Origin of the sequence: Mucilaginibacter gossypiicola, assembly GCF_900110105.1 — a bacterium.
Lineage (GTDB): Bacteria > Bacteroidota > Bacteroidia > Sphingobacteriales > Sphingobacteriaceae > Mucilaginibacter > Mucilaginibacter gossypiicola.
Genome location: NZ_FOCL01000009.1, coordinates 243,862 through 256,869 on the forward strand (window position 1 = coordinate 243,862; position 13,008 = coordinate 256,869).

At 43.2% G+C, this 13,008-nt stretch carries 9 protein-coding genes; 7 read left to right on the plus strand and 2 right to left on the minus strand.

Going from position 1 to position 13,008, the window contains the following annotated elements:
- Positions 1 to 98 precede the first annotated feature (98 nt).
- The 5 genes from BMX50_RS25915 (at position 99) to BMX50_RS25935 (ending at position 6,922) form a co-directional block, all read left to right on the plus strand.
- Positions 99 to 3,770, plus strand: coding sequence for an ABC transporter permease (locus BMX50_RS25915; RefSeq protein WP_143065269.1), 3,672 nt, complete (start codon positions 99 to 101; stop codon positions 3,768 to 3,770).
- A gap of 120 nt (positions 3,771 to 3,890) precedes the next feature.
- Entirely contained in the window at positions 3,891 to 4,769 is an 879-nt protein-coding gene (locus tag BMX50_RS25920) for a helix-turn-helix domain-containing protein (RefSeq protein WP_091216911.1), read from the plus strand.
- A 64-nt stretch (positions 4,770 to 4,833) separates the two neighbouring features.
- Positions 4,834 to 5,394: a DapH/DapD/GlmU-related protein gene (locus tag BMX50_RS25925; protein ID WP_091216915.1), complete on the plus strand. Its 561-nt coding sequence runs from the start codon at positions 4,834 to 4,836 to the stop codon at positions 5,392 to 5,394.
- A 16-nt stretch (positions 5,395 to 5,410) separates the two neighbouring features.
- Positions 5,411 to 6,478 (plus strand): alpha/beta hydrolase, encoded by a 1,068-nt coding sequence (locus tag BMX50_RS25930; RefSeq protein WP_091216919.1) that lies wholly within the window; start codon positions 5,411 to 5,413, stop codon positions 6,476 to 6,478.
- Positions 6,479 to 6,520: 42 nt separating this feature from the next.
- Positions 6,521 to 6,922 (plus strand): (R)-mandelonitrile lyase, encoded by a 402-nt coding sequence (locus BMX50_RS25935; protein WP_091216923.1) that lies wholly within the window; start codon positions 6,521 to 6,523, stop codon positions 6,920 to 6,922.
- 18 nt (positions 6,923 to 6,940) lie between these two features.
- Here the strand turns inward: BMX50_RS25935 and BMX50_RS25940 are convergent, their stop codons facing one another.
- Together BMX50_RS25940 and BMX50_RS25945 are read right to left on the minus strand one after the other, a co-directional pair.
- The gene (locus BMX50_RS25940; protein ID WP_091216927.1) at positions 6,941 to 7,633 is read right to left on the minus strand and encodes a LytR/AlgR family response regulator transcription factor; all 693 of its coding nucleotides are present in this window, start codon (positions 7,631 to 7,633) and stop codon (positions 6,941 to 6,943) included.
- On the minus strand, positions 7,630 to 8,778 hold the full coding sequence (locus BMX50_RS25945) for a sensor histidine kinase (protein WP_091216931.1): 1,149 nt from the start codon (positions 8,776 to 8,778) through the stop codon (positions 7,630 to 7,632). Before BMX50_RS25945 ends, BMX50_RS25940 begins: the two co-directional genes overlap by 4 nt.
- Positions 8,779 to 9,010: 232 nt before the next feature.
- Between BMX50_RS25945 and BMX50_RS25950 the strand changes: the two genes are divergently transcribed.
- The gene (locus BMX50_RS25950; RefSeq protein ID WP_091216936.1) at positions 9,011 to 9,934 is read left to right on the plus strand and encodes a GLPGLI family protein; all 924 of its coding nucleotides are present in this window, start codon (positions 9,011 to 9,013) and stop codon (positions 9,932 to 9,934) included.
- On the plus strand, positions 9,931 to 12,606 hold the full coding sequence (locus BMX50_RS25955) for a carboxypeptidase regulatory-like domain-containing protein (protein WP_091216940.1): 2,676 nt from the start codon (positions 9,931 to 9,933) through the stop codon (positions 12,604 to 12,606). Before BMX50_RS25950 ends, BMX50_RS25955 begins: the two co-directional genes overlap by 4 nt.
- Positions 12,607 to 13,008 lie beyond the last annotated feature (402 nt).

Below are 13,008 nucleotides of genomic sequence, written 5' to 3' on the forward strand. Positions count from 1 at the left end.
GTTCAGCGCAACATACCATCTACCTTAATTTAGCCGTTAAGATATTATCCATTAGTATTTTATTAATTTGGATGAGTTATTAAACCTAATTGTTTCGCTTGAAACCGTACACCTTCCATATTACCCTTTATGATGCCGCGTTTTTTGGGATGCTGTTCATCGGCCTCACTTTTATCCTGCTTTTGTGGTTTACCCAAAAGCTAAACAGGGCTGCAAACCAATTTTTAGCAATGGCATTGGCTATAGCAGTTTTGTGGATAGCACGGCTATTGGCCATTGATATTCAGCTGGCAAACTATGCTGTTTTTTGGAGCAGGCTGCCGATGCAATTTTCGCTCGCTATTGGTCCACTTATTTACCTCTATGTACTCAAAACAACCCAGCCTGATTATAAATTCTACCGCAAAGATTTACTGCATTTCAGTCCCCTTTTATTGGAGTTAGGTGCCCACACCTTAGCAACGCTGGAAAGCATAAAAACCGGCACTGCAACTTACAACACGTTAATATTTCAGCAATCGAAACCGGTATTGCAACTATTAGCATTTATTTCGGTGGCTATTTACCTATACCGTTGCCATATACTGATCGAAAACTTTTACAAGCAACTAAAATTTAATGGCGGCGATCGCTACCGGCACGAAATGCGGTGGCTTCGAAACTTAATAACAGGTTTCGGGCTACTATGGCTGTTATGGATCCCTTTTACAGCCACAGATTATTTTTATTACAATTATAAATTAAACCCGCAGGCTTATTATCCTTTGTACCTGCTGTTAATGTCGATGCTTACCTGGATTGCAGCAAGTGCTTTTTTAAGACCGGAAGTTAGCGCACAGGCAGATACCTTACCGATTTTAAAACCATTACTACCGGCAGAACTGAGACAAAAAGGGATCTGGTTGAAAAGGACTGTTAAAGAAAACCACTACTACCAGGACCCTGAATTAAACTTAAGCTCCCTTGCTGCAAAACTTAACCTGCATACCCATGAGCTATCGCGAATCCTCAATACCGTACTCAAAAAAAGCTTCAATGATTTTATTAATGAATACCGGGTACAGGCGGCAATTCGGAAAATGCAGGATCCCGCCCACGATTATATCACCCTCTTAGGGATTGCATATGAGTCCGGGTTCAACTCCCAAAGTAGCTTTAACCGCATTTTTAAACAGATAACCGGAAAAAGCCCGCTGGAATATAAAAATGACTTAAAAAAAGACTTCTCATCTTATAAGTTGGGCAGTCATCCTCAATTTGCGCCGGTAATTTCGAATCACGAGACTGCTACCAAGTGGCTCCGTAAGAAATTAAACCGCAATTTTATGTTCAAGAATTATTTCAAAATAGCATGGCGCAACCTGGCGCGTAATAAAAGCTATACCGCCATTAATATTACCGGTCTGGCTGTGGGTATTGCCGTTTGTATGGTGATCTTTATCATTATCCAGTTTCAAACAAGCTTTGATAATTTTCACTCAAAGAAAGATCGTGCCTATCGTGTATTAACCGAATATCATCACGCAGAAACAGGAAATATTACTTATGGTAAGGATATCCCTTTTCCGCTCCCCTTAGGATTAAAAACGGCTTTCCCTCAAATAGAACAGGTAGCACCCATTTTTGCAAGCCAAAATGATCAGCTGATTATACCCGATAATAATGGCGCCGCAACTAAAATGTTTAAGGAGCAAAGGGGGCTGTTTTATACCAATCCGTCATTTTTTAAAATATTCAATTTTCCGCTGCTGGCGGGCTCGTATGCATCATTAAAAGATCCGGATAATGTATTGCTTACCAAAGAGGTTGCCGATAAGTATTTTGGCGACTGGCGAATAGCAATGGGCAAAACCATTAAACTGCAAATGGGTGGCTTTATGTTTGAGCACGGCACAGATGTGTTAAGAGTTTCGGGCATCCTGGCAACCATTCCTGCAAATTCCGACTTTCAGCTAAAAGTTGTTGTTAGTTTCGGCACAGGGTTTACCGGCGACTATTTATCAAAATCTACCGATTGGAACAGAACGGTAGCTGATTTTGGCTGTTATATTTTATTACCTCAAAACCTTACTGCCGACAATTTTAATAAGCAGCTGCGGGCATACTCACAAAAGGTAGAATCATCCGACAATAAGGACAGTCATATTATTCAGGCATTAAATGCGGTACATTATGACAGCCAGGTTGGCAACTACAGCAATAAAACAATCAGTCATGATTTGCTTAACGTATTATGGCTGATAGCCGCCTTCATATTGTTAATTGCCTGTGTAAACTTTATCAACCTCTCCACCGCGCAGGCCGTTAACCGTGCAAAAGAAGTTGGTGTGAGAAAAGTTTTGGGGAGTAGTAAATCTCAATTGCAACTGCAGTTCATTGCCGAAACATTTTTGATAGTTGCAAGCGCTTTAATATTTGCAATTGTGATAACCATACTTGCACTGCCTTATGTGAGCCGGCTCTTAGAACTATCTCTTTCATTTAATATATTCAGTAACCCCGCAATTATCTTATTTCTTCTGATTGTAACCGTTGTGGTAACTGCACTCGCCGGTTTTTATCCTTCTATTGTATTATCCCGTTTCAACCCGGTTAATGCCTTAAAAAGCAAACTTACAACAGATCCTTCAAGTGGAATTTCATTAAGAAGGGGATTGGTGGTGTTTCAATTTATCATTGCGCAGGCATTGATCATCGGAACGCTCATTATTGTAAAGCAAATGAATTACTTTATGGACCAACCTTTAGGTTTTGATAAAGATGCCGTTATTAATGTTCCTTTTCGGGTAGATAGTGTCCGCCTCAGCAAAATGGAGTATTTAAAGAACCAGCTGTTATCCATAAATGACGTAAAATCGGTAAGCTTTAGTTCCAATACGCCAATAGAAAATGGCAACGACACCTGGAGCGCCATCAAATATGATCATGCGCAAAAAGAAACTGACTTTAAAGCCATTACCAAATTTGCCGATCAGGACTATGTGCCAGCCTATAAACTGCAATTAATAGCCGGTCGAAACCTCAAACCTTCTGTTATGACAAGTGAGTTTTTGGTAAATGAATCGTTGCTGAAAAGTTTGGGGATAAAAAAGCCCGAAGAAATACTGAATAAAGAAATAAGCATCTGGGGCGATCTGATAAAATGCCCCGTTGTAGGTGTAGTGAAAGATTTCAATGACCGGTCTTTCCGACAGGAGCTGGCCCCTCTGCTTATTACCACAGATAAAGTTATGTATAACCAGGCCGGAATAAAACTGGTTACAACAAATATGGCGGCCACACTGGATGCTGTTAAAAAAACATTTGAGCAAACCTTTCCTGACTTTGTTTATGAATATCAGTTTCTCGATGATAAAATTGCCGGTTTTTACAAGCAGGAAAATCAGTTAGCCCAATTGTATAAAATCTTTGCTGCAATTGCCATATTCCTAAGCTGCCTCGGGTTATATGGCTTAGCCTCATTCATGGCAGTACAACGGATAAAGGAAGTAGGGATCCGTAAGGTACTTGGTGCTACCCCGGGCAGTATAGTTTACCTGTTTTCAAAAGAGTTCATCATGCTTATCGTTATCGCATTTGCCATAGCCACGCCTATTGCCTGGTATTACATGCACCAATGGCTGCAAGCTTATGTTTATCGCATAAATATCAGCTGGTGGTTATTTGCCGTAGGCGGCGTTGCAGCAACAATTATTGCGCTTGCAACAATAAGTTTCCAGGCCATAAAGGCAGCAAAAGCGAACCCTGTAAAAAGCCTGAGAAGTGAGTAGGAATTGAGTATCGTCGCAGTACATCCTTCACTACCAGAATATGCTAACAAAAGCGCGGCTGCGCCAGTATCAGTCGGGCTCTATTGTACGGTCTTGTTTTGATTTTCTTAACTTTACAACATGAAAAACAGCCAGGCGCGTTTGTTATCTGCTTTTAACAGTGAGCTCAGGTTAAAAGGCTTTAATGTTTTCCAAATTGAGGAAGACGGACAGGCAACACGTTTTTACAGCCGGAAGGATTTTTACAAGATCTGCCTTACCACTGGTAAAAGTCTCATCCATTACGCCGACCGCAGCTTTGAGGCAGAAGGCACAGTATTGTTTTTCGGCAATCCGCATATCCCCTATTCCTGGGAAACCTTGTCAACCACTTATGCGGGTTATACCTGCCTGTTTTCAGAGGAGTTTCTAAATTTGTCTGAGCGTTCCGATATCCTGCAACAGTCACCATTCTTCAAAATAGGTGGCACCCCTATTCTTACCATAACCGACCAACAACGGATATTTTTGAATACTATTTTTCAGAGAATGATTGAGGAGCAGCAAAGCAGCTATGCTTACAAAGATGACCTTATCCGCAACTATATCAACCTGATTCTGCATGAAGCAATGAAATTGCAGCCTTCAGAAAACTTTGACCAGCATAAAAATGCAGCCTCCCGCATCACCGCAGTTTTTTTTGAACTACTGGAAAGGCAGTTCCCGATCGAAAGCCCGGATAAGCCACTGCAATTGAAGTCGGCACAGGATTATGCACAAAACATGGCATTGCACATCAACTATTTAAACCGCGCAGTTAAAGAGGTTACCGGCAAGCCAACAACAGCCCACATTGCCGAGCGCGTCATCAGCGAAGCCAAAGCTCTATTACAACACACCGACTGGAACATTGCCGAAATAGCCTACGCACTTGGTTTTGAGTACCCAAGCTATTTTAACAACTATTTCAAACGCATGACAGGTACTACCCCTTCGTCCCTGCGTGTCCAGGAAGTTTGAAATCCTTAATTATTGGTTTGATACTCATAAACAGCAAAAGTAAGGCCCTCCCTACTTTTGCAATATGAAAGATATCTTCGAAAGACTGAAAGCCGGAGAACTTGTCGGGCTGGATGACCCGGAATTTATGAAGGTAAACGAGGTGGTTAACCGCACGTTGTCTTTGTCGCCGGCGCTCAATGCTGCAACCAGTGTGGACGAGGTAAGAGAGAAGCTAAGCGATATTATCGGAAGTCAAATTGACAACAGTACAACCATATTTGCGCCATTCTATACCAATTTTGGCCGCTTTATCAATATAGGCAAACATATATTCATTAATCATGCCTGCTCTTTCCTTGACATGGGCGGTATTACCCTGGACGACCATGTGCTTATAGGTCCTAAGGTAAACCTCATTACCGAGAATCATCCGCTTGCCCCTACAGACCGCCGGGGGATGTTATGCAAACCCATTTTAATAAAACGAAATGCCTGGATTGGTGCGGGAGCAATCATTTTACCCGGTGTAACCATTGGCGAAAATGCCGTTGTTGCTGCAGGTGCGGTAGTCAGCAAGGACGTTGCGGACAACACGGTTGTCGGTGGGGTTCCGGCAAAGGTACTCAGGACCATTTTTCAATAAGAAAATCACATCCCACATGAGAAAATTAATAATTGTAGCGTCCGCGTGGCTGATGTTGTCAGGACAGGCCTACGCTCAATCAGACAAATTACAGAAGACAGAAAAAATGGAAGAAATATCGCCCAAGGGGTATACAACTTTTAAGGTAAGCAATAAGGTTACCATGTATGCTGTTACCTTTAAAAACCAATACCGGATGAACGTTGCGGGGCATCTTTTTATCCCTAAAAGTTTAGACCGGAATAAAAAACACTCAGCCATCATTGTAGGCCATCCCATGGGTGCAGTAAAAGAACAAAGTGCCGATGTTTATGCCTCCAATATGGCCGATAGAGGTTTCATTACTTTCGCCATCGACCTATCGTTCTGGGGCCAAAGTGAGGGCCAGCCGCGCAATGCTGTTTCGCCCGATGTTTATGCTGAAGATTTCAGTGCAGCGGTTGACTTTCTTGGCAGCAGTACTTTTGCAGACAGAAACAGGATAGGCATAATTGGCGTTTGCGGTAGTGGCAGTTTTGTGATCAGCGCGGCTAAAATTGACCCGCGCATGAAAGCAATAGCAACCGTAAGCATGTACGATATGGGCGCGGCGAGCCGGAATGCGCTCCATCATTCATTAAGCAGCGAGCAGCGCAAAAACATTATTTCTGCAGCAGCCGAACAACGCTATACTGAGTTCAATGGCGGTGAAATCAAATACACCGGCGGCACAGTACACAAGCTCGATAAGCATACAGACCCGATACAGCGTGAGTTTTACGAATTTTACCGCACGCCGCGGGGAGAATATACGCCCAAAGGAAGCTCACCCGAACTTACTACACACCCAACATTAACCAGCAATGTTAAATTCATGAACTTCTATCCGTTCAATGATATCGAAACCATTTCACCACGACCGATGCTTTTCATTACGGGTGATCATGCTCATTCGAGAGAGTTTAGTGAGGACGCTTATCAACGTGCAGCCGAACCAAAAGAGTTGTATATTGTTCCGAATGCCGGGCACGTAGATTTGTACGACAAAACAGATTTAATCCCTTTTGACAAACTGGTTGATTTCTTTACAAAAAACCTTAATTAAGGCATCCCTGTTAAAATAGGGTTTTAAAAACAATAAAAAAGAATGGAAATTACAAGATTAGGCACTAAACCTTCTGCCAAAGGGCCGGCAGATTGGTTCACTGGCGCCGTACGGATTGACCCGCTATTTGATGCCAATGAGGCCCGCCGGGGAGTATCTGCTACCGTAACTTTTGAGCCGGGCGCAAGAACAGCCTGGCATACTCACCCCTTGGGGCAAACCCTTATTATTGTTTCAGGGCTTGGTTGGGTACAGCGCGAAGGCGGTCCTGTTCAGGAAGTGCGCCCTGGAGATGTGGTTTGGTTTGAAGCTAACGAAAAGCATTGGCATGGTGCTTCGGCCACCAATGGCATGAGCCATATAGCCATACAGGAAAACCTGAATGGCAAAGTGGTTGATTGGCTGGAACACGTAACCGATGAGCAATACAACGCTGCGCGATAGCCGGAGATTTAACAAATGTTATTTCAATCCCAATCTGCTGCGCAAAAGATCCCGGTAGGTACTGCCTATCGGGATCTTTTCGCCATTAATAATAAGCTGGTGCACTTCAATCATAGTAATATGTTTGATAGCTACTACATACGATTTATGCACCCTTAAAAAATCCCCTGCCGGTACGAGGTCAAAAATATCCCCCATGTTTTCGCGCACCAGGATGTTTCTGTCTTTAAGGTGAACGGTGATATAGTTACCGTCTTTTTCCAGGTACAAGATCTCGCTCACGTTAACCTGGTAGGTTTGCGGACCGCTTTTGATAAAAACGGTAGGCTCATCCTCTTTGCTTCCACCGTTTTTTGAAGATCTTACTCCCGCTGCTTTATTTATCGCTGCAAGAAAGCGCTCGAAGGTAATGGGCTTCAATAAGTAATCGAGCGCATTCAGATCATAGCTTTCAACAGCATAGTGACTATAGGCAGTGGTAAAAATAATCAACGGCCGGGGCGACAAGGTTTGCACCAATTGCATTCCGCTGATATCGGGCATATTGATATCGAGGAAGATCAGATCCACTTTCTCCCGATTCAGGAATTCAATCGCCTTCACCGGTTCGCGAAAGGTAGCTTTTAAATCAACCAGGCTTGTTTTATGGCAATAACGTTCTATCACTTCAAGCGCCTTTGGCTCATCATCAATGGCAATACAGGTTATCATACCAGGTCAAGTTCGAGTTTAACAATAAATTCTCCTCCATCTTCACTTATCTGCAGATTGTGTTTGTCGGGATACAGCAAATCGAGCCGCCGCTTTACATTTTCGAGCCCGATACCGCTTTTTTCATCCTCCATCTTTTTAATAGCGCCATATTTTGTATTGATGCAGGAGAAACTCAACTTATGATCTGACAGGGTGATAGCAATATCTATCCCGGAGGTTTGGCCAATAGAAACGCCATGTTTAAAAGCATTTTCAACAAATGGGATAAACAGCATTGGCGCAACAACGGCGTTCCCGGTTTGTGCAGGATAATCAAATATCACTTTTACTTCATCATCCGCATAGCGCAGTTTATTCAGCGTGATGCAATCTTCCAGGTATGCTATTTCCTTATTTAGCGGTACGCCATCGGCATTACTGTCATAGATCATGTAGCGCATCATGCCCGAGAGTTTGGAGATGCCATCGGCAAGCTCATCATTTCCTTTTTCCTGCGCCATCGAAAACAGGTTATTGAGTGTATTAAACAGAAAATGCGGGTTAATTTGCGATTTCAGGAATTTGATCTCGGTATTCAGTTGATAAGCTTCCAGCTGGTTGCGCACCAGTTCATTCCGTGCCCATTCCTTCAAAAAGAAATAGGCTATGGAAAGCCCCGCTGCGGTTAAGAAAATAAGCAGCATGGTGAGCTGCATATGCATCCAGTTCCCCATCCCGAAAATTATATTACGGCCATCTATAAGATGAATATTGCCGCCCCCGCCTGCGGCAAAACCGGGAAGCGGGGGTACGGCGGGAAGGTTATTGTTTAATTTAGATACAACGAAAATGTAATTGGCCATGAAAACCAGTAAAAACCAGGCCGCCGCCATAGCTATGCCCGCAACTACGTTTTTATAACGGAGCACTTTTTTAAATATCCAAAATATATTGCCGTAAAACAGCAGGGCCAAAAAAGCAAGTGTAATACGCGAATACGGAAAAACGGTATCGATCTGGCTCTTTTCCATCACCTTTCCGTTTTGAGTTATGCGCACCCTCACATTTGAGCCTGTTAACGAGGTCAGGGTATAATACACCCCTATCCAGAATGCCAGGTGGATCAGTATCTCAATGATATGTTTGGCTTTGATACGGTGCATTCGTCAAAGGTATATTAAGCCCCTGTTACTCATAAATTATTGATGTCAATATAATGATTTGGCAGCTAAACCGGCATTTTTTGAAATCCGGGGTTAATACTGCAGGCGTTTTGTTTTTGACGGAGGTCCAAATAACAAATATCCTTTTTACAAGCATCTGAAAAAGGTGTTGGTACCAATGTTTTTAGCGCCTTGAAACGTCAACGTACAATTGCTTAAAAATATCCAAATTATGAAAAAGCAATTGCTATTATGCACCGCACTATTAACCTCGGTGTTCTCTGCGTCGGCACAAAAGCCAGATACCGCGCAGGTATTGGTACACTACAAGTTTTCCCATGTCAGGGATACTACTAACCGCGATCACCCCTATACCGAAAACATGGTTTTGATTGTAGGCAAAAATGCGGGCGCTTATAAAAGCTATGATAAACAGCTGCAGGACGCACTGTTCAAAAAGCAAGTTCAGGAGCAGGTGGCCAACTCTCCCGACGGTCATGTTAACATCCAAAGACGGTCGTCGGGCTCGGGTGTGGAGTACTACCAATACCCGAACGGAAAGAAATTTTTCCGCAAAGAACCGTTGCTGTTCAACAACTATCTTATAACAGATGTGCTGCCATCCGTCGAATGGAAAATAAGCGGCGATACTGCAACCCTTGGGGGTTTACATTGCCAAAAAGCGGTTACGCATTTTAAAGGCAGAGATTATACAGCATGGTTTTGTCCCGATTTGCCGCTACATATAGGCCCCTGGAAACTCAATGGATTACCGGGCGTAATTGTGGAAGCATATGATACCAGAAAGGAAGTTGTTTTTAAGTTTGACGGGGTTGAAAAAGCAGTAATCTCCACCCAAAAAGATACACAAGCAGCCAGCCAGCCCCAGGGCAACCAGGGGCGAATGATTATGATAGGCATGGACGATCAGCCCGGCGATCCTAACATCATCCAACCTCCTGCCAATGCCATCAAAACCACCGAAAAGGAATTTGCCAAATTGCAGGAGGCCATGCGCAAAGACCCTAATGCCTTTGCACAGTCAATGGCGGCAGCACAGGCGGCGAGCCAGGGCAGACCAGCCCCTAAAATCGATATCAGGATAGGTCCGCAGCCGGTGATCAATAACCCGATAGAATTACCCGAAAAGAAATGAACAGGCTTATAACACAGGTTGGGCTATCGCTTATTGCGTTGCTATTTTCGGCCGTCTGCTTTGGTCAAAGTATTAAGGGTAGCGTAAAAGACAGTTCGGGCAGGGCTGTTCCTTACGCCACCCTTAACCTGAAGGATATAACTACCAACGGCATTATAAACTATGCCATAACTGATGCCAAAGGTGCTTATGCTTTAATCCTTCCGGCCAATACGCCTGTAACCAATTGGATGGTTGAAGCGCGCTGTGTAGGTTATAAAACCCAAAGCAAAAACATCACTGATGTGCAGGCCCCGGTTGATTTTGTGTTATCCGTTTCTATTAACCAGTTGCAGGCAGTGGTGGTAAAAAGCAGCCGGCCGGTACTCCGGACAAACGGCGATACCTTAAGCTATAAAGTATCTGATTTCAGCAGTGTGCAGGACAGGGTTATAGGCGACGTGATTAAAAAGCTACCGGGCATAACGGTTGCCTCCGATGGCAGGATCAGCTATAACAATAAACCTATCACTAACCTGTACATCGGCGGGGATAACCTGTTGGATGATAAATATAATATTGCTACCAGCACCATTCCACAGGGAGTGGTTGACCAGGTGCAGGTGCTCCAAAACCATCAGCCGGTTAAAGTGCTTCAAAATAAAGTGGTGAGCGATGATGTGGCACTCAACCTCAGCTTTAAAAAGGGAGCTAAATTACAGATGGTAGGCCAGGAAAGCATCGGTGCCGGCATACCGGCAAATTATGATGTGGATTTGAATACCATGATGTTTAAAGATAAATACAAGGCTATCAACTACCTCAAAGCCAACAACACGGGTAACGACTTGCAGGAAGACCTGGTATCGCACAATTATGCTGATTACATGCAGCGGATAGATAATGATGTACCTGCAACCGTACTGTCGCTTGGTTCGGTGAACGACCCGGCTTTATCACGCAACAGGTACCTGTTCAACAAGTCCGGCATCCTCAACCTCAATAACCTGGTCAACTTTAAAAAGAATGTGCAAATGAAGATCAATGCCTATTATTTGCACGATACCCGCCGGCAGGATTACAGTCAGCACACCACCGTTTATTTACCCGGCGACACGGTACGCTATAACGAAACACAACATAACCGCTTTCGCCCCGACATACTGCATACCCAATTTACGCTGAATGTTAACCAGGATAAATATTACCTGAACAATGTGCTGTTGATGGATAACAACCGGTCGACCAATTATTCAGACCTGAATGCCAACGGCAGCATGGTGAACCAGGTTTTCAGGGACAATGCGCTGAACTTTTCAAATGAGTTTAATTTGATCAAATCTTTAAGATCCAATAATATCATCCAGGCCTATTCTTATATCAGCCACTCGGCCGAACCGGAGAGCAGAACTATTGGGCCGGACTTTAATAATGGGATATTTAACAACGGCATACCCTATGCCCTGTTGACGCAAAATGTAAATGTACCGGCATGGTACACCAATAACTATCTCTCTTTCAAGATACCCTCAAACCTTATCACACAAAGCTTCAGGACAGGGTTCAGTGTTCAGTCACAAAATTTAACATCTGATTTGAGCACCGTTCAAAATAATAACTCAGTTAACCTCCAATCGGACAGTTCGATAAACCATTTAAACTGGACACGAAAAAAAATCTATACCGAAGCAGCCTACGATCTGCCAGGCGATATCCTGAAAGTGAACCTAACCCTGCCGCTGAGCCTGCAGCAGATCAATTATTCAGATAGCCTGTATTCGCTGCGCAAAAGCCTAACCAGGTTATATTTTAATCCTCAACTAAAGGTAAAATATCAAACCGGGCTCGAGAACTATCTGAATTTTCTTTACAGCTACCGCAACGAAACAGGCACTATAGAGGACATGTACAGGGGCTATATCCTGAAAGATTACCGCACACTTTACGCCAACAATGCCGGCCTTACCGAAAGACAAAATCAGATGGCAGCCTTGGGGTTCAATTATCGTAAGGCGCTAACACTATTTTTCGCCAGTGTGAACGTACTTTATAACCATATCGCTTCCAATAACATCGCATCAGGGGTAATCACCAACAATCTGCAGCAACGCGTAGTACTGCCATACCCAAACAGTACCGATTCGTGGACGGCGAACGGCACAGTTAGTAAATATTCTTTCGCATTAAAAACAACCTTCAGCGGAGGAATCCAGTGGCAAAGCAATAAATCGGTACAGATCCAGAATAATGCATTGTTGCCTTTCAACACCATTTCTACAACCCTTAATGCCGGCGTGGATACCAAAGTAAACGATCAGGTAAACTTTAGCTATAAAGCTATATTTACACAAACACACAGCCATTCGGTGGCAGAGGCCTCGGCTTATCATATTAACCAGTTACTTCAACAAGCTTCGGTAAATTATAACCCTATAACAGATTTACAGTTCAAGTTATCGGGCGAGCATTACTTTACCCGCCAGCAGGGCAACCCCGATCTGAAATACTTTTTTGCAGATGCTTCGGCAAAACTCAGGGTCGAGCAATGGAAAACCGACCTGGAACTCAGCGCCGCCAATTTCCTTAACGTAAAAACTTATAATACGCTTTACCTATCAGCCAATACATTGACTGCAAGCTCGTACACCCTTCCCGGCAGGATTATATTGCTTAAAGTGATGTTTCATATTTGAAGGGATATTCTTGTCTCATCAGTGTAACTGTCTGATGGAACGTTAATTTTATCATTAATAGAAAAAGTGTCATTTCCTTTAGATTAGCTTCAACAGAATAATAGAGGTTATTATTATTGTTGAAGCTTTCTTTTTGCTTCTTTTTCTTTGTTAATAACCTGGAGTTTTGTGGAAAAAGTTAACAGCGGTAAAGGCGCATTATTGTCATTTCCAGGCGTAGAGGCCTATTCGTCGATTTACTCCTTTACCGCTTGTTTTAAACTATGGCATCAAATAGAAATTAGAGTTTACGAGGCTCATTAGTAAGGAATTGATGGTGTTTAAAACATGTTAACTGTTTACTAACATAAACAGGGTAAAGATATGGAATTTGAATTTTTCATTGGCATTGATGTATCCAAA